The sequence below is a fragment of the Candidatus Acidiferrales bacterium genome (assembly GCA_036514995.1).
Taxonomy (GTDB): domain Bacteria; phylum Acidobacteriota; class Terriglobia; order Acidiferrales; family DATBWB01; genus DATBWB01.
The window spans coordinates 1-18,393 of the sequence record DATBWB010000135.1; the positions used below are offsets into that span (position 1 = coordinate 1).

Genomic DNA, 18,393 nt, shown 5'->3' on the forward strand with positions numbered 1-18,393 from the left:
TGTCCAACGGGCGAGGTCGGTCATGTGACCGATCTCGACCCCCTCGATGAGTTCTTCCTGGCCAAGACCCCTGGCCGCGCAACATGTCGCTCAAGTCTTGACCTTGACGCCCTTGGCGATCAGTTCGCTTAGCATATTCGCTGTGTTGTAGTAACCGGTGGGCGTCTTCTGGTTGCGTTTGGCGACCGCCACGCCATCGGCGAGAAGGAAAGCATTCACCGCCACCTGGTTGGCGAGCAGGGCCGAGGCATACCGGAGAGCGTTGTATGCTTTCTCGCTCCCATACGGCGCGTCCTGGATGACTATGGTCAACTTGTCCATCCGTCTTTGCTTCCTCCTAATCGCTGTGAGCCGACGAAGACGCTACGAGCGAACCTGTGCCCGCTGCATGTGCCGCACAAGGACGCTTTCCCGCTGCATCTGTTCAAGCAGGATCTCCCGCATCAAGTCGAACGCCTTCAGCATCTTGGGATTGGCGAGCCGGTAGTAAACATTATTCCCATCCTTGCGTGAGACCAGCACACGCCGCTGCTTCATCATGTTCAAATGCTGAGAAAGGTTGCCAATGGCAACCCCAAGCCGGTCGGCCAGATGGGAAACAGATGTCTCTTGTTCACGCAGTATATCCAGGATTTGAAGCCGAATGGGATGAGTGAAGACCTTACACATTTCGGCATGGCGGCTACAGACCTCGCGTTGCAGGTCAGGCCCCTTCACTTTCGAGCTCGTCATGGCGCCAGTTCCTCAGTATTCTAGATATATCTATAATACTATAGAGTCAGTGTCAAGAGGAAATCCGTCGGGAGACTGAGCCGGGAAGCCGGGAGCGGGCCGTTTACTTTTCAGCCCAGATCTTGACCAGCTCGATGGCCAGGAGCGCCGACTGCTCCATCTCGTTGACCGAAACGTATTCCAGCCGGCTGTGGTAGTTTCCGCCTCCGGAAAAGATGTTGGGCGTGGGCACGCCGCGCAGGGTCATGTTGGCGCCGTCCGTCCCGCCGCGGATGGACTTGAGCTGGGGCTCGAGGCCGATGCGCCGGGCAGCCATCATCGCGTTGCCCAGCACTTGCGGGAATTTGTCGAGCTCGTGCTTCATGTTGCGGTATTGCTCGGCGATCTCCAAACGGATTTGGAGGCCGGGAAAAGTGGCCATCACCGCCTGGCGAATCTTCTCGAGCATCTCCTCTTTTGCCTTGAGGCCTTCCAGGGTGAAGTCGCGGAGAAGAGCAGTCAGCTTGACGCGATCGATGCCGCCTTCGATCCGGTAAGGATAGACAAAGCCATCCCGGCCGGAAGTCGTCTCCGCCAGCATGTTGGCGGGGAGTTGCTCGATGAAGGAGGCGGCGGCCCGCACGGCGCTGATCATCTTTCCTTTGGCCCTTCCGGCATGAGCGATGCGCCCGATGAAGGTAATCGTTGCCCGGTCGGCGTTCCACGTCTCGTTCTCCATTTCGGGAGCCTGCCCGCCGTCGAAGGTGTAGGCATAGCGAGCGCCAAACTTGTCGAGGTCAAAGTGAGTGATTCCGGTGCCCGTTTCTTCGTCCACCGTAAAAGCTACGCGCACTTTGCCGTGAGGAACTTCCGGATGCTGCTTGAGGTAATGCAAAGCCGTCATGAGGACGGCAATGCCGGCCTTATCGTCAGCGCCGAGAAGGGTGGTGCCATCGCTGGTGATGAGGTCGTGGCCGGCGCGCTTCGAGAGCTCCGGCGTTTCCGCCAGGCGGATCACCTGCGTGGGATCGCCGGGGAGCACGATGTCCTTGCCATCATAGTTGCGGTGGAGGATCGGCTTGACGTCGGCGCCCGGCGCTTCCGGCGAGGTATCCATGTGGGCGAGCAAGCCGATGACGGGCACCTCGGCGGCCTTCTCCGGCGGCAAGGTGGCGGGCAAGGTTGCGGTCACAAAACCGAGCGCGTCAATGTTCACCTCTTCGAGCCCAATTTGTTTGAGCTCGTCCGCCAGCATCCGCGCCAGCTCGAACTGCTTTTCGGTGCTCGGCGTCTTGCCCGTATCTTCCTGCGACTGGGTATCCACCTTGACGTAACGCGAGAAACGGTCAACGAGCTCATCGCGGAAGGATGAGCTTGGCCTTTTCTCCGCCCGGGCAGCGAGGCTCAGAAGCAAAACAAGCAAGAGGAGCACTGGAACAAAAGTATTTTTCCTCATCGAATCCTCATCCTGTAAAGGTTCTTCTTGAAATATTCGGTGATAGCCGTAAAGAGATGCCGGCGCCCCACCGGCCCCGAGAGGGAGTGGGGCTTCTGCGGATCAAGCAGAAGATCGAACTGCTCGCCCGCCTGGATGAACTCCTGCGCCAACTGCAGGCTGTTCTGCATGTGCCCGTTGTCGTCGGCGGTGCCGTGCACGAGCAGCAATTTGCCGCGCAGGCTGGCGAGCTGCTCGTGGCTGACCAGGATCTGCTTTTCGCCGTTTGCGGCGTCCACTGCCCAGAGGTCGCCGCGATTGCCCGAATCATCCCGCAAAATGAAGGTCAGCTTCCGTCCTTCCGGACTCCACTTCAAGTGCTCCGGCATGCGCCCGGTCAACCCCACGTCCGAGAAAATCTCTTCAATGGTGAGCCGCTTCTGAGCAAGCAGCGGCGCGGCAAGCAAACAAAGAAGGGCAAGGGCAACCGCCCGGCTAAGTCGCCTCAAGGGTTGGCGTCCTCCTGGGGAGCGAACGGATTCACCCTGAGCGGGTTCACCGTGAAGGGGTGAGCCTAGTGCCGTTCCAACCTGATCGGCCTCTGCATTATACCTGTATCTTGCGCAGCACTCAGGATGACCGGTGGTCCCGATCCCGAATCCCGATGCTTGCGGATCAGGATTCTAGACCGGCGTTACGTGGGATTTGAGCGCATGCGTCCCGTTTGAAAAAGTTGGAACGGCACTAGCGCCCGCAAAAGCGAATTGCAAGCACGCAGGCCGGAGGTCGCCTTGACAGCCCTCGGACGCGATGGCAACATGAGGGATCGGAATTGGCGCAACCAAGTCTTCTGAACGAACTTCCACCTACCGTGCCGAAGTGGCGGAATTGGCAGACGCGCTAGATTCAGGGTCTAGTGCCCGCAAGGGCGTTAGGGTTCGAGTCCCTACTTCGGCACCACCTTCAAGCTGGGAGGGCCTCTCAATGGCCCTATCCCGTTGACTCAAGACTTTTCCAGCGTGCGTTGACGCCAAATTCAACCGGGCGGTAAGATGTTCGGTACCTTAATAACAGGAGAGTGAGCTTCCGCCGATCGGACGCAGCGACATCGCCTATGCCGGTTCCCAGGAAACCACTGCCAATTCCTTCATGGCCTGGCCTCATCTTCACGCTTGGGTTGTTCATCATTCTGGCCGTTTCTCCTTCCCGGACTGCTTCCCCGAACCAGCCGCCCAACGTCCTGTTCATCACCATCGACACCTTGCGTGCCGATCACCTGGGATGTTACGGCTACCGCAAGATCGAGACCCCGAACATCGACCGTCTGGCTGCCGAGGGAGTGCGTTTCACCCGCGCGTACACTCCGGTGCCCGTCACGCTCCCCGCGCATGCGGTCATGTTCACCGGCAGCTATCCGATGCGGACCGGCATGCACGACTTCAGCGGCAACCGCCTCAGCGCCGGCCAACCGACGCTTGCCTCGCTGCTTCGCAACCAGGGCTACGCCACCGCCGGCATCGTGGGCTCGGCAGTGCTCGATTCCCGCTTCGGCCTGAACCAGGGATTCGAGTTCTACTATGACCATTTTGATTTCAGCCGGCTGGATGAAACCAACCTGGACGCCATGGAACGTCGCGGCGATGAGGTGGTCAATCAAAGCTTAGCCTGGCTGCGACAGAATCATCGGAAGCGTTTTTTCCTTTGGGTTCACCTCTTTGACCCGCACCATCCTTACCGCCCGCCGCCCCCGTACAGCACGCGATACAAAGCGCAACCCTACGACGGTGAAATTGCTTTTGACGACGAGCAGGTAGGCCGCCTGGTCGAGTTCCTGAAGAAAAACAACCTGTACGACCAGACGTTGATCGTCGTCGTTAGCGACCACGGTGAGGGTCTGGGGGAGCATGGCGAAAAGACTCATGGCTTCTTCATTTACAACTCGACGCTGCACGTGCCGCTCATCTTCAAGCTGCCGTTGGAAAAGTCCATCCCGAACAAAGAGATTGGGAACCTGGTGAGCTTGATCGATCTGCTCCCGACGGTCCTGCAAGTTGCCGGTGTCAACATACCCGGAGAAGTGCAGGGCAAGAGCTTGCTTCCGCTGATGCAGGGTCGCCGTGGGCAGTCGCTCGAAAGTCTTTATGCCGAGTCCTACCTCCCGCGCATCCATTTCAACTGGAGCGAATTGCGCAGCCTCCAGGAGGGACACTACCACTTCATTGATGCCCCGAAGCCTGAGCTGTATGACTTATCGCAGGACCCGCGGGAGTTAAAAAATCTTTACGCTCAACGGAGGAAGATCGCCGACGATTTGCAAGGGCGGCTGGCACGGTTGATCAAGCTATACCTGTCGGCTTCCGGCGATAAGACGGCCGAACAGACCGGGATGGATCCTGTCCTGATGGAGCGTCTGAAGTCGCTGGGATATGCCGCCGTTTCCGGAGGCGGGAGCCCGACCATCAGCGACCGCAAGCTGCCGGACCCCAAGGATCGCATCCAGATGTACGAGCTGGTTTCCGAAGCGATCGCCGATAGCCAGCACGGCCGTTACGAAGCCTCCATTGCCAAGCTGCAGGCTGCGCTCAAAACGGAAAAAGATTCGCTGCCCGTGCGCTATTTGCTGGCACTGAACTACTATCGCCAGCAAAACTTCACGAACGCCATCCAGGAATTGCAGCGGGTCGTGCAAATGAGTCCGAGCTATTCTTTGGCCGTTTATTACCTCGGCCTCGCCTATGGGAAGGTGGGGGATTGGAACCAAGCCATCGTTTTCTTGAAGCGGGTATTGGAACTTGACCCGAGCAACTTCTCGGCCGCTTTCAACCTGGGGGCCGCCTATTTGAAGGTAGGCAGAATCCAGGAAAGCCTGGCGGCCTTTCAACAGTCCGTCAACATCTTTCCTGAGTATGCTCCAGGCTACGAAGCTTTGGGTGAGGTTTACCTGTACCAGGGCAAGGTGGATGAAGCCATTGGCGCGCTCAGGAAAGCCGTAGATCTGAACCCAAAGAGCGTCAAGGCTCGCCGTACTCTTGCCAAGGCCCTGGAGGCAAAAGGACTACACCAGGAAGCGCAGGAAGAGTTGAGGAAGGCTCAGGCCCCGCCCGAACCCTAGTCTTTGGGTGCAGGCAGTTCAAAGGGCGGGGAGACCTTCCGTCCCGGGGCCGGCACCGGAGACAAGAGTGTCGGGTGCCGCGCTTGCCCGATTCCTGGCAGGGGAAAATGAAGTTGAATACGTCTCATCCGAGAATCCTCTATCTCCTGGCCGCATTTCTCTTCACCGCTTCCGATGCGGCGTGGGCTCCCTCCTCCCCGGCTGGGCCGAACGTTGTTCTCATCACCGTGGACACTTTGCGCGCGGATCGCCTGGGTTGCTACGGCTCGAAGACGGTGCCCACCCCCGTGATCGATGCCCTGGCGCGCGATGGAGTCCTGTTCGAGCAGGCGATTGCCCAGGTCCCGCTCACCTGGCCTTCCCATGCCGCCATCCTCACGGGCACCTATCCCTTCTCCAACGGGGTCCAGGATTTCACCGGCCAACCACTTTCCACCAAGATCCGGACGCTTGCCGAGAGTTTCAAACGCAATGGCTACGCGACCGGGGCGGTGGTCAGCTCGTTCGTCCTGGATCGAAGCTGGGGGCTTGCCCGCGGCTTTGACTTCTACTACGACACATTTCCCGGCCAGGCGTTTGTCCAGAAGGACATTGCTCTGGTGGACCGACGGGCCAAAGAAAGCGTAAGCCAAGCATTAAGGTGGCTCCAGCGCCCGCGCCGCCAACCTTTCCTTTTCTGGCTTCACTTGTTTGACCCGCACAGCCCGTACGACCCGCCCGAACCGTTCCGGTCCCGGTATCGGCAGCACCCCTATGACGGGGAAGTTGCCTACGTGGACAGCCAGTTGGGCCGTCTCTTCGCATGGCTCAAGAAGAGCGGTTTGTATGACGGCGCGCTGATCGTCTTTCTGAGCGATCACGGGGAGGCGCTGGGGGAGCATGGCGAGAGCGAACACGGTTTTTTTGTCTATGACTCCACTGTGCGGGTGCCGCTCATCATCAAACCCCCGTCCAAACTTCGCACCGCCCAGCGGCGAATCCCTGGCCCGGTGGAAACCATCAGTGTGGCACCCACCGTTTTGCAGCTTGCCGGCCTGCACGACCCTATCGAAAGGCAGTTCCAGGCACCCAGCCTGGCCGGAGCGGTGACAAGCGGCCCGCCTGCCGCGGGCGACCAGAACCGCCCAGCGTACTCCGAGACCTTCTACCCTTTCAGCTCCTTCGGCTGGAGTCCTCTGCGGAGCGTGCACAGCGCGAGGTACCACTTCATCGAGGCTCCCGAGCCTGAGCTTTACAACCTACAGGCAGACCCACAGGAACAGCACAACCTGGTGTCGCAAGAAAGCGCCGTCGCCGCATCCCTGCGGAAACAATTGCAGGACTTGATCGGCCGCTATCAGCCCCGTACCGATACGGTACGGGGCCAGCCGTCACGCCCGCCAGACCAAACTTCCGGCCCGAGTGCGGAAGCAATTGAAAAGCTCCGCTCCCTGGGTTACGTCGCCTATCGCGCTCCCGCTTCCCGTTCCCTGCCCACTTCAGGCCTCGCCGATCCCAAGAGCAAACTCTGGGAATACCAGGCGATTCTCGAAGCGACCGATGCCTTCCGCGCGGGCAAAGGCACAGCCGCGCGATCGATTCTGAAGAAGGTCCAAGATGCCGATCCAAAGCTTTATTTGATCCCTTTCATGCTGGGAGAGGCGGCGTCGCGAGAAGGGGATTGGGCGGCGGCTGTGCCGGAGTTCAGAAGATGCCTGGAGCTTAATCCCTATTTTGACCAGGCTATGATGGGGCTCGCGCGCGCGCTGAACGTTCAGGGAGAAGCCGACCAAGCCAAGCAGTGGCTGGAGCGCGCTCTGGCGATCAACCCACAGAACTTCCGCGCCTGGTACGAATTGGCGCGGGTCCAAGCGCGCTCGGACGCAACCGCCGCACGAAGTTCGCTTGAAAAAGCTCTCGCCATCCAGCCCAACTTCGCGTTTGCTTTCCGCGATCTGGGCCTGCTCGACATGCGGCAGGAAAAATTCGCCGCGGCATCACAGAATCTTGAAAAAGCCGTCAAGCTTGGTCTGACCGATGCGGCGACGCTAAATTTCCTGGGCATTACCTACAGCCGCACGAACCGGTTGGACCTGGCCATGGAGAGTTATCGGCGCGCCCTGGCCGCCAATCCGAATCATGCCGAAGCCCATCTCAACCTGGGCTACGTCTATGAGAGGCGCAACGAACCGGCTCGCGCCCGGCAAGAATATGAAACCGCCTGCCGACTGGATAAAAACCTCTGCAAGTACGTCCGCAGCACGCAAAACTAGCAGGATGCTTAAAACGTTCAGGGTTGTCATTCCGAGGGTCGGCGTCCCGAAGCCTCGGGATTGGCCGACCCGAGGAATCTGCTTTTCCTTCAGCGCCGTAGAACCACAAGCAGATTCCTCGCCCCGAAGCTTCGGGGCTCGGAATGACATACGCGTCACTTTTCAGCGCCTTGCTAGATCCTGCTTTCCGCCGGGTTGCAACCACATGGAAGTAGGCGCGAGCGTTCGCTCAAACTTGTCCGACAGAGTCTATTAAGTTGAACGGAATATAAAGGCCATGAAGATTTGCTACTGGGAGGGTGGGGCCGGGCTTTCCAGTTTTTTCAACACTTCCTTCACTTTGGGGAGCAGGGGATCGTGGGGAAAAAGTTTCGTGAAACTCTTAAGCTCCTCGATCGCGTCGCTTCTTTTCTGCTGTTGCAGATAGAGGTTGACAAGCTCCAAGCGAACCTTGGACATCTTTGGATCGAATTCGATCGCCATTCGCAACTGGCGCTCGGCGGTGTTGAGCTCTCCAGTGCGCACACCGACTGAACCCAGCAGGTAGTGACCGAGGGCGGAATTGGGCTCTCGCCTGAGCCCCTCCTGAAGCGCGCGCTTGGCGTCGTCGTATCGCTTCGTCAGGTAGTAAACGTTGCCGAGGTTGAAGTAGGCCTGGGCGTCGTTGTTGTTCAGCTTCAGGACCTCGGTGAACTGCTTCTCCGCCTCATCAAAGCTCCTGTCACCCAGATACCGGACGCCGAGATTGTTGCGAGCAGGATAGAAATCAGGGGCCAAACGGATCGCTTCCTCGTAGTGGCGGATGGCCTTGTCCACTTTGCCCTGCTGGTCCGCCTTCATGCCGACTTCGAACGCTTTGACGGCTTCGCGCGGAAATTTCCGGCTGTATTCAGCAGGATTAACCAGAAAGGGATTCCCGCCGGGGGCGGGTGCCGGGGGGCTCTCCGGTCTCGAGCTTGCGAGCGGAGTGAGAATAATACGAGCGTGGGCCGTGAGACTGGTGGTGGGACTTACCACAACGACTTGGTGGACGGGCTGATATCCCTCCGCGTTGACAATGAGGTGGTAGGCATTGGGCAGCAAATTGATGAAATTAAACCGGCCTTCGTTGTCACAAAAGGCGCTGTTGATGGTCATTCCACGCGTTTGCAAGGTAATCAGGACTCGCTCGGAGGGCAAAACGCCACCGGCCAATCGAACTTGACCAATGATATTGCCCACTTCCTGAGCAGAAAGTTCAGTGCAGGTCAGCAGGAGAAATGTGGGGAGCGCCAGCCAGACGAGAAACCTTAGAACGCGCACTTGCCTTCGCATGGCCTCCCGCCTTTCTGACGAATTAGTGTATCACTTTTCTCAAAAGGCGTGTCTCTTTCCCCAGGCGGATGCACGCGTATGAAAGTCCCGGGCTCGCAATTGGGCGAGGCGTGAAGGCATAAATCGCCACAAATAATTAGGGGGCTTGAGCTTTATCGGCCCAAGCCCCCGGAGGTACCCCAAGCTGGACTAGAAGAGGACCTTCAATGCGAACTGAATCTGCCGAGGACCAAGCGTGCCAGCGGACTGCCCGAAGTTCGAGCTCGAAACCCGGTTGGCGAAGTTGGCGCCGGTGGAAGAACTCGGCAGGAGGAAGTTAGCCCGGTTCAAGGCGTTGAACATCTCGAAGCGGAACTGGAGGCGGACTTGTTCTGTGACCCGGATGTTCTTCAAGAGAGACTGGTCAACATTGAACTGGCCGGGGCCGACGAAGCTGTTGCGCGGGAGGTTCCCGTTGCAACCTGCGCACGGCACCGCGAAAAAGGGAGTGGTACCACCAATGGCGCTGTCAAACTGCGAGCCAGGCACATTGAAGTAGCCGTTGGCGTACATGTCTTTCGTGGCATTGATGGTGAAGCCGTTGGGGCCGTCGGGCCGGTCGTTGTTTTCACCGTCGCGGTTGTAATCGCGGGCGGCCCCACCGCGAGACTCGTACGCTGTCCAGTGCGCACCTGACTGGAAGGCCCAACTGCCGTTGTACTGCCAGCCGCCGAGAATGTGGCCAATCACGCCTTTCTGGTCCTTGTACCAGGGCAGTTCCCAGAGGTAGCTCGTCACCAACCGATGCCGGATATCGAAGGTCGAGTTACCGCGATCCAGTTCCGGCCGGGTCTGGTCCAAGCTGAAGCCATCGCCCGCCGCCGCACCGTTGGCGGTGACGGCACCGCTGTGCCAACCAGAGCCCGTGTCCAAGGAATGGCTCCACGTGTAGCTGGCATTGATCATGAACCCGCGACTCATCGCCTTGCGGAGGGAGACTTGCAACCCGTCATACCAGGAGCTGCTGACATTTTCCCAGACACGCAGTCGGCCGTAGTTGGGGTTGAGGCGCTGTCGGCCGAGCCCCGTGAGCGTCCGGCCTTGCACGTTGACGACTGTGGCCGGAACGGCCGCTATGTCGTCAGCAGTCCCGAAAATGCCGTCCGGTCCAGGTTCGGCTGGGATGAACCCGGGCAGCCGGATTCCTGGAGCGCGGTTGGCTTGCTCGGCGCGGAAGAGCTTGTTGCCCCGGGTGCCCACGTAGTTCACCTCAAGGACGGTTTTGGGCAAAATTTCGTGCTGAATACCGAAGTAGTAGTTGGCGACCCACGGGTCTTTGATGCCTTCGGGGAAGACAATCCCCGTCAAGAACGCCGTGTTCGAATTCGTGGAAGCATATCCCGATAGATTCCCGACCGCCTGTGCCCCTGTGCCCTGACCCGGGTTCGTTGGAGGGCCGTCAAAGGTGGGTGCCTCGCCCGGAGTCTGCGGGCCATAAATGACGATGTCCGGGCCTCCCCCGAGTGCGTTGAAGGTTAGGTTAAACGAATAGAAAGGTGGGTTCCAGCGTGAGTTAGACAGCGGGTTGTACAACGTCCCCTCATAAGAGATCCCCAACCCAGCCCTCACGGAGGTTTTTCCCTTGCCGAAGGGGTCCCAAGCCATACCAATTCGCGGCCCAAAATTATTGTGGTCGGCGCCGCCCAAAGCATTGGTTACGGCAAACCCACCGGGGCCGCAAACGCCTGCTAACACAGCCCCAGCCATCTGCTCCGGCGTATCGCAGCCTGGACTGCCCGCGGGGATATTCGCATTGGAGATCCACTCCAAGAAGGCCCCGTTGGCCCTGGTCAGCCCGCCCGGCCCCGGGATAAACGTGGTCTGTCGGCCGAACTGCTCAACGTGCCGCGTGTAGAGGTCATACCGCAGGCCAAGGTTCAGGGTCAGGTTGCGCGCCACTTTCCAGTCGTCCTGGAAGAAGGCTCCCATCTCCAGGTTGCGCCAGGCGCGGTTGTTGCTGGCCAGTTCAGCCGACCGACCGCTGGCAAACCCCGGATCGACCCCGGCAATCTCCGCATAGGGCGAGTCCGCGGCAAAGAAGAGTTGGTCAAAGAAGTAGTAGGAAGGACGGGCTACGTTGAACTCGCTGTTCTCGAGGTTTCGCCGGAAATCCACGCCCGCCTTCAGGTTGTGCTTGCCCTTGCTGACGGAAACCATGTCCGAGTAGCTGTAAATGTTCTCGCGGAAAAACTGTGGGTAGCCATTGTAGGACCCGAACCCGGCGGATCCGTCATCGAAGCCAATAGAGGGCACACCCGGTGTAGCCACATCGATGGAATCATTCCGGCGGGCAAACCCCGCCCGGAATTCGTTCACCACCTTTGGGCTGAAGGTGCGGACATAGTTGAACTGGAAATTAGGGGTGTACGACGATGACGGGTTCAAGAAACCGCGAGGTCCGCTGCTGTTGTTCCCCGGACCGGTACTATCTGTGCTCTTCAGCCACATGAACTCGCCAAACAGGCGGTCGCTCTTGCTCAAATTGTAATCAATGCGGGCGGACCACTCGTTTCCGTTAAAGAGATTGCCCGCTGCCTGCGCACCGAACACGGCCAGACTTTCGTGCAAGAACGGGACCGTTCGTGAAACCAAGCCAGCCTGCAGGGCCGGGGAGACACTGCAAGGGGCGGGGTCCCCAATGGGATCGAAGGCGGCGGTAGAAAAATCGTCCCCAGCCTCCACCCCCAACATTGTCGCAAACTGGCCGGGAAGCGGAGAGCCGCCTGGGTAGTTGTCGGGACAGAGGTAATTCGCAAAGGAACCGAAGCCGCTGCCCGATCCGAAGCCAGTAACAAATTCGGTAAGGTTAAGGGTGGGGGTTCCGGGCACGCTGGGCGGAAAATTCCTATAGAGCAAGGTGGCCACCGAATTGGGGAAAGCGGAAATGATGGCCTGGCGCCACTGTGGCGATTCCACAACGATGGGCACCGCTTCCGACTTGGTGTTGAAACGCTCCCCCTGGAAGGAACCGGTGAAGAACAACTTGTCTTTGATGATTCGCCCGGTGGCGCTGGCGCCAAACTGGTTGAAACGCACTAGCGCCGGCTTGTGAAGGGGGTCGTTCGGGTCATTGGGGTCGGCGTTCTTGCTGCGGAAGAAGTCGTTGGCGTCGAAGGCATCGTTGCGAACATACCAGTAAGCGCTGCCGTGGTAGTCGTTCGTGCCCGACTTGGTCACCACGTTGGTCAGCGAACCGGCGCTGTTGCCGTATTGCGCGGACATGTTCAGGGTGAGCATCTGGAACTCTTCCACGATGTCGACGTTGGGCAGAGTGACTGTCCCGCCGCTCAGGCCCTTGTTTGACACGCCGTTAATCAGAAATCCGTTGAAATTCGGCCGCAAGCCATTGACGACAGTGCCCTGGCCGTTTTCGAAAGAAACACCGGCCACATTTACCGCACCCGGGGCCAATTGGATGAGGGCGTAAACATTGCGGCCGTTCAAGGGCAAACTAGCCACCCGGCCACTGCCCACCGTCTCGTAGAGCCGTGAGTCGTCCGTTTGCACGAGGGTCGCAAGGGCTTCGACGGTGACCACTTCCGTCTTTGCGCCTACCTCCAACGAGAAGTCCACGCGGGCGATGGTGCCGGCGCTCAAAAAGAGACCGGTTTTCACGGCGGTCTTGAACCCCGAAGCGCTCACCTCAATCTTGTAACTGCCCACAGGCAACTCGGCCGCACGATATAATCCGCCCGAATCGGTATCGACCGTCGCCGTCAGGTTGGTCCCGACGTTCGTGATCGTAACGGTTGCTCCCGGGATCACCGCCCCGCTTGGGTCGGTGACCGTTCCGGTAAATGTCGCATTCTGGATCTGGGCACTTGCGACGAATGAAAAACCCAGCACGAACGCGAATGCCAGGCCCAAAGACACAAATAGCCTTACGGATCCGCCACTTCCCCTCATTGCGCACCCTCCAAAAGAATTCAACGGCTTAATTCCAGACTTAAAGCTCAGACTTAGACCTCAGAGTCTCCGATGAGCTGGCCAAATTCGTTACACTTTATGGGCCAGACTACAGCGATTGTCAACAGATTTTTTTCTCTTTGTTTCCAAGAAGATGTAGGCATGCTCCCCTGTGGAATTTCGTGACGAAACGAAAAACTACAATTTCTCGTAGCAGATCGCTAAAAATCCTACCAAATTACATATTGGCTGCCTCGATCGCCTTCGTGGACATCGCAGGGTGTGTACCCTATGCCTCTCTAGGGCCGCCCGGACGGCTTGCGCTTCCTAGGAGGCTCCAGAACCGTTTTTCGACTTTGGGAATGGCGGCCAACCACCCCGCGTCCTTCCTCCACAACCAACTCCTGGTCAACTCCCTCTTTCTCGATCTTGTCCACGATTCCGGAGGGCCAACGGATTACGATTTGATCGACGCGGGCCGTCCCTCCCAGCCCGAAAAACAACCGCGGATCACTGGCGGAAAGATAGCTGCTATTGGCGCGAACTTCGTCCGTCTGGGTCAAACCACCAGCCACCACCTGCACCCGAGCTCCAAAGCCATCGCGGTTAGATCGCGAGCCGACCGTCTTGATCCGGATCCAGTGATCACGGTTGCCGCCATCGTTCCGGAGCAGGTTCGGTGCTCCGTCCAGGTGGCTGACCAGCACGTCGAGGTCGCCGTCACTATCAAAATCGGCAACGGCGAGACCGCGGCCCACCCTCGGTATTTTCATAACTGTTCCGGATCGCAACCCCACCTCTTCGAAGCGCCTGTTCCGCAAGTTGTGAAATAGGAGATTACGTTGAGCGTAAGTCACCCCGAAGCGGTAAGCATCCACCTGCGGGTTGACGTGACCGTTGGCCACAAGGATGTCCTTCCATCCGTCGTTGTCGTAGTCGAAGAATTTCACCCCGAAGCCCAGGAAAGGAGTGCTGATGGGTCCAAAGCCAGCCTCGCCGCCCAGGTCGTCGAAGGTCCCGTTGCGGTTGTTGTGATAGAGGTTGTTCATATCGTCGGAGAAGTTCGTTTTCACAAGGTCGGGCCAGCCGTCATTGTCGTAATCGCCGAAGTCCACCCCCATTCCGGCCTGCTCGCGTCCATCGGCGCTCAAGGCCACGCCGGCGGGCAAGCCCACCTCCGTGAACGTGCCGTCGCCGTTGTTGTGGTAGAGCAGGCTCGGGGAGGAATCGTTGGCCACGTACAGATCCAGATGGCCGTCGTTGTCCCAGTCTCCCCACACCACGCCCAAGCCATAGTAGGAATTAGGATCCATGCCGAGCCGTTCGGTCACATCGGAAAAGGTTCCATCGCCGTTGTTGTGGTAGAGCCGGTCGCGTGCGCCCGGCAGGCCGCGTGGGCCGCACGAGACCGGGATCCCGCGATATTGGCAGAAGGCGGTGCTGCCAAACTCCGGCAAACGGTTCAAGTCCAAATCAACGTAGTTCGCCACATAGAGGTCGAGATAGCCGTCCTTATCGTAGTCCCCGAAGGCCGCGCTGGTGCCCCATCGGCCGAGGTTGCCGACTCCTGCCGAGGCGGTACGATCGGTGAAGGTTCCGTCTCCATTGTTGCGGTAGAGGACGGCGCTGCCGAAGCAGGTGACGTAAATATCCTCCCAGCCATCGTTGTCGTAGTCGCCGACGGCGACCCCCATCCCCCAGCCCCGATGGGTAAGCCCGGCGCGCGGGGTGACGTCGGCGAATGTTCCGTCGCGGTTATTATGGTAGAGCTTGCTCGTCGGACTCGTTCCTCGCTGTACATCTTTGAGGGTGGAGCCATTCACCAGAAGAATATCCATCCAGCCGTCGTTGTCGTAATCCAGGAATGCAACTCCACCACACATGGATTCCAGGATGTAGCGCTTCTCGGAACCGCCACAGGTGAGATGGAAGTCGATACCCGCTGCTCGAGTTACGTCCACGAACTGGATGGGAGAAGGGGCTATCCGCTTCGTTGCCGGCCCCGCCGTCAGGGCCGATCCGAACAAAGCTATCCATACGGTCAGTGCGAGTGGCGAATGCCTCCGGAAGCTGCCACTCCCGGCTTTCCTGGCAAGCCACCGACGACGATGCCGAAAAAGAAAAAACATTCCTCCTCACGCTCAGCGTTGGGGACGACGGCAAAGCCACCCTACCGCCCGATGAAACGGCTGTGGCGGGAAGGGCGCCTTCCAAGCCGTTCCAACCTCTTGCCCCTATCCTGCTTCCCGTCGCATGGAGATGCGAATTGCGCTCCCCTCCCCTTCCCGGCGGCCGACGGGAGCGGAACCGACAAGTTGGAACGGCACTAATGCGGTTGGTAGGCCATGCCCCCGGTTTGTTGCTGGCTCTTTTTCAACTCAGCAAACCGCGCGAATTCCTTGGTTGCCTCTGCCCTGTTCCCAAGCTTTTCAAGACCCCGTGCCAGTTGATAGTGGGCGTTGGGATCATCCGGCTTGAGTTCAATGGCGCGCCGTAACGCCTGAGTGGCACCCGGTGTGTCACCCGTAAGGAACAAGGCCTTGCCGAGGTCGTAGTGGGCCTCGGGTCTTCCTTCATCCAGCCGGATTACCTCTCGGAGCTTCGCCGCCGCGGCGGACAGTTCACCGCTTTCCAGCAACGTGTGCCCCAGGCGGTAAAGGACTTCCGGATTGTTCGGGTGCAAGGCAAGCTCTTTTCTGAACTCAGCGATGGCTTGGGCGTTCCGCCCCAGGCTTTCGTAGGCGAAGCCCAAATGATAGTGGCCCAGCGGAATCCTGGGATCGAGGCGCAAGGCGGTCTTGAATTGCTCGACCGCCGGCAAAGTCCGGTTGGTGTTCAGATAAGCACGCCCGAGCAGGAGGTGAGCCAGCGCGACCCCGGGGTTGAGTTGCAGCGCTTTTTCCAATTGCTCAGCAGCCTGCGGGTATTGACGACTGCTCAAATAGACCAGGGCCAGGTCATAATGGATTTCATAGCTCCGGGGAGCGACCTGCTCCGCCCCACGAAGCACTTCGATCGCTCGGTCCTTCTGCCCGCTTTGAAAATAGGCGAGACCCAGCCAGTGATGAAAGGTCGGCTCTTGCGGCCAGCGCCCGATAGCTTGCCGTCCGATGGCCAGCGCCTCAGAAAGCCTCTTGCTCTGGAGATAGGTCAAGAGAAGCCCGCGCCAGGCCGCCGGCTCCTCGGGTGCCAGTCGCCGGGCCTGCTCAAAGTTTTCCGCAGCGGCAGCAAAGTCGCCCGCGTCGAGAGCCAGTTGGCCCTTCTCAAGAAGCGCGGCCACGCCGGGAGATTCGGATTGAGCGAAGAGCGAAAGGCAGCTCAGAAAGATCGCCCCGAGAAGAACCGCGCTCAGCCGGCCGAACGGCCACCCGGCGCCACCAGGAGAAATGAGCCCCCCGGATGGCCGCCATCCTTCACCGAAAAAAATCTTTGCCAACGGGAATGAGAGAACGGTTGAGGCCCGCCGCGCCATGAGGAGTCGCTCGCGAATCACGGGAGCAAAAACCCATATAACACACGCTTCCATGAATCGCAACCCCGCGTCTCGAGCGCACACCTCCCGGCCAGGCAGCGCCTTCCCAAACCATTTTCCACCCGGCGAACCCTTCCGCTATAATCTGCGACTGTCAGCGGACAAACACGAATGAACCCACGGGCGAGGGAAGGGGGCGACGACGGCTCAGTTTGTCCCCGGGCGTGACGCCGCGCGCCCGGAGCAAGCCACAGTCCGGCCGACGCCAATAGCTGAGATGACAAGCCATAGAAAAAGGGCAGCCGCGAGGAGAGGCACAGCGTTAGTCGCAGGCGTGTTGTTCCTGGCCGCCCTGGGGTTTGTGTTTATCCGACGGGCGCCAATACGAGGCAATGGAGCAAGCAAGAAAGTCCTCGTGCTCGGAATCGATGGGATGGACCCGGTGCTCTTCCGCCGCTACGTCGAAGCCGGGAAGATGCCGAACTTCGCTGCGCTCGAGCAAGCGGGGAGCTTTCGCCTGTTGCGCACGAGCATTCCACCGCAAAGCCCCGTTGCCTGGTCAAACTTGATCACCGGGATGAACCCGGGCGGACACGGGATTTTTGACTTCATCCACCGCGACCCAAAGACTTTGCTTCCCGATTTTTCCATCTCCCGTGTGGAACCTTCCCGGTACACCGTCACCCTGGGCGGCTGGGTGATACCGCTGGCGGGCGGGAGCGCAACCCTGCTCCGCCAGGGGAAAGCTTTCTGGGAGTTCCTGGATGAACACGGCATTCCTGCCACCATCTTTCGGATGCCGGCAAACTTCCCTCCGGTCAAATCCAAGGCCCGAACTCTTGCCGGCATGGGGACGCCCGATATGTTGGGCACGTACGGGACCTTTGCTTTCTATACGAGCGATCCTCTCGAAAACCCCGGCAGCCGGAGCGGGGGTCGAGTTTACCCGGTCGAGGTGCAAGACCATCGGGTTTCCGCAAAGCTTTACGGGCCACCCAACACATTTCGGAAGGGCTTTCCACAGGCGGCGGTGGATTTTACGGTTTGGATCGACCCCGTCCAGCCCGTCGCTAAGGTTGTGCTCCAGGAGCACGAGATTCTGCTCCGCGAGGGGGAATGGAGCGATTGGGTGCAGGTGGAATTCACGCTGATCCCGGGGCTCGCAAGCGCAACGGGAATCTGCAAGTTTTACCTGAAGCGGCTTTACCCATACTTCCAGCTTTACGTCACGCCTATCAACATAGACCCCTCGGACCCGGCCTTGCCGATTTCCACGCCCAAGAACTACTCCCGCTTGCTCTGGAAAGAGGTGGGCTTCTTCTATACCCAGGGGATGGCGGAGGACACCAAAGCGCTCTCCGACGGGGTTCTCAATGATGCCGAATACCTCGAACAGGCGCGCATGGTTTTGGCCGAGCAACGGAAAGCTTTTGATGTCGAATTGGCCCGCTTCCATGCCGGCCTTCTCTTCTTCTATTTCTCCAGCCTTGACCAGAACGCGCACATGTTCTGGCGTGCCATCGACGAGCACCAGCCCGGATATGATCCTGAGGTTGCAGCGAAATACTCGGCTGTGCTGGAAGGGTTTTACCAGGAGATGGATCAAGTGTTGGCCAAGGCCATGGCGAAGCTGGATGGTAACACCACCCTGTTGGTCTTGTCCGACCACGGCTTCGCCCCATACTACCGTTCCTTCAACCTGAACACCTGGCTGCTGGAAAACGGATATATCGCCCTCAAAGACGGAGTGGCACGACGGGAAACCGACCCTTTCGCGGGCGTGGATTGGTCGCGTACGCGTGCTTATGGTCTGGGTCTGAATGGCTTGTATCTGAACTTGCGTGGCCGGGAACGTTATGGCATCGTGCAACCCGGTGCGGAGGCTAAAGTTTTGCTCGACGAAATCAGCGGGAAGCTGTTAGCCGTCCGCGATCCGGTCACGGGACTGGCTGTCATCACCCGGGTTGACAAAGCCGAGGAAGCATACACGGGTCCGAATGTCCGGGAAGCCCCCGACCTGGTGATCGGATACAACCGCGGTTACCGCGCCGGCTGGGGGACGATCCTGGGGCAGTTTCCCTGGGAAGTCCTGGAAGACAACACCGAACCCTGGAGCGGCGATCACTGCATTGACTACACACTGGTCCCGGGG

At 59.2% G+C, this 18,393-nt stretch carries 11 protein-coding genes and 1 tRNA gene; 4 read left to right on the top strand and 8 right to left on the bottom strand.

The features are described 5' to 3' along the window. Positions 1-90 precede the first annotated feature (90 nt). The 4 genes from VIH17_09390 to VIH17_09405 form a co-directional block, all read right to left on the bottom strand. The gene (locus VIH17_09390) at positions 91-321 is read right to left on the bottom strand and encodes a DsrE family protein (GenBank protein ID HEY4683447.1); all 231 of its coding nucleotides are present in this window, start codon (positions 319-321) and stop codon (positions 91-93) included. A 42-nt stretch (positions 322-363) separates the two neighbouring features. Next, complete coding sequence (locus tag VIH17_09395) at positions 364-732, bottom strand: metalloregulator ArsR/SmtB family transcription factor (protein HEY4683448.1); 369 nt, start codon at positions 730-732, stop codon at positions 364-366. 103 nt (positions 733-835) lie between these two features. Continuing rightward, positions 836-2,167, bottom strand: a complete 1,332-nt coding sequence (pepT, locus tag VIH17_09400; protein ID HEY4683449.1) for a peptidase T — start codon at positions 2,165-2,167, stop codon at positions 836-838. Next, the gene (locus VIH17_09405; GenBank protein HEY4683450.1) at positions 2,164-2,655 is read right to left on the bottom strand and encodes a prolyl oligopeptidase family serine peptidase; all 492 of its coding nucleotides are present in this window, start codon (positions 2,653-2,655) and stop codon (positions 2,164-2,166) included. Before VIH17_09405 ends, pepT begins: the two co-directional genes overlap by 4 nt. A 364-nt stretch (positions 2,656-3,019) precedes the next feature. Here VIH17_09405 and VIH17_09410 point away from each other — a divergent pair. From VIH17_09410 to VIH17_09420, 3 genes are all read left to right on the top strand, one after another. Further along, a tRNA-Leu gene (locus tag VIH17_09410) sits at positions 3,020-3,106 on the top strand. Between the two features lie 217 nt (positions 3,107-3,323). Further along, on the top strand, positions 3,324-5,258 hold the full coding sequence (locus tag VIH17_09415) for a sulfatase-like hydrolase/transferase (protein HEY4683451.1): 1,935 nt from the start codon (positions 3,324-3,326) through the stop codon (positions 5,256-5,258). A gap of 107 nt (positions 5,259-5,365) precedes the next feature. Continuing rightward, the gene (locus tag VIH17_09420) at positions 5,366-7,510 is read left to right on the top strand and encodes a sulfatase-like hydrolase/transferase (GenBank protein HEY4683452.1); all 2,145 of its coding nucleotides are present in this window, start codon (positions 5,366-5,368) and stop codon (positions 7,508-7,510) included. Positions 7,511-7,798: 288 nt separating this feature from the next. Here VIH17_09420 and VIH17_09425 read toward each other — a convergent pair whose 3' ends face one another. The 4 genes from VIH17_09425 to VIH17_09440 form a co-directional block, all read right to left on the bottom strand. Beyond that, the gene (locus tag VIH17_09425) at positions 7,799-8,824 is read right to left on the bottom strand and encodes a tetratricopeptide repeat protein (GenBank protein HEY4683453.1); all 1,026 of its coding nucleotides are present in this window, start codon (positions 8,822-8,824) and stop codon (positions 7,799-7,801) included. A 189-nt stretch (positions 8,825-9,013) separates the two neighbouring features. Then, positions 9,014-12,769 carry a carboxypeptidase regulatory-like domain-containing protein gene (locus tag VIH17_09430; GenBank protein HEY4683454.1) on the bottom strand — a complete coding sequence of 1,252 codons (3,756 nt, stop codon included), beginning with the start codon at positions 12,767-12,769 and terminating at the stop codon, positions 9,014-9,016. A 299-nt stretch (positions 12,770-13,068) separates the two neighbouring features. Beyond that, complete coding sequence (locus VIH17_09435; GenBank protein ID HEY4683455.1) at positions 13,069-14,796, bottom strand: CRTAC1 family protein; 1,728 nt, start codon at positions 14,794-14,796, stop codon at positions 13,069-13,071. A 299-nt stretch (positions 14,797-15,095) separates the two neighbouring features. Continuing rightward, a complete protein-coding gene (locus VIH17_09440) occupies positions 15,096-16,049 on the bottom strand; it encodes a tetratricopeptide repeat protein (GenBank protein ID HEY4683456.1) in 954 nt (317 codons plus the stop codon). A 607-nt stretch (positions 16,050-16,656) separates the two neighbouring features. On the opposite strand from VIH17_09440, the gene VIH17_09445 reads away from it, so the two are divergent. After that, a partial coding sequence (locus VIH17_09445; protein HEY4683457.1) for an alkaline phosphatase family protein occupies positions 16,657-18,393 on the top strand: 1,737 nt, incomplete at its 3' end.

Excerpts from the sequence above, each read along its gene's own strand:
- VIH17_09425 (HEY4683453.1), bottom strand. The coding sequence starts at position 8,824 with ATGCGAAGGCAAGTGCGCGTTCTAAGGTTTCTCGTCTGGCTGGCGCTC.
- VIH17_09420 (HEY4683452.1), top strand. The coding sequence starts at position 5,366 with ATGAAGTTGAATACGTCTCATCCGAGAATCCTCTATCTCCTGGCCGCA.
- VIH17_09430 (HEY4683454.1), bottom strand. The coding sequence starts at position 12,769 with ATGAGGGGAAGTGGCGGATCCGTAAGGCTATTTGTGTCTTTGGGCCTG.
- pepT (HEY4683449.1), bottom strand. The coding sequence starts at position 2,167 with ATGAGGAAAAATACTTTTGTTCCAGTGCTCCTCTTGCTTGTTTTGCTT.
- VIH17_09395 (HEY4683448.1), bottom strand. The coding sequence starts at position 732 with ATGACGAGCTCGAAAGTGAAGGGGCCTGACCTGCAACGCGAGGTCTGT.
- VIH17_09390 (HEY4683447.1), bottom strand. The coding sequence starts at position 321 with ATGGACAAGTTGACCATAGTCATCCAGGACGCGCCGTATGGGAGCGAG.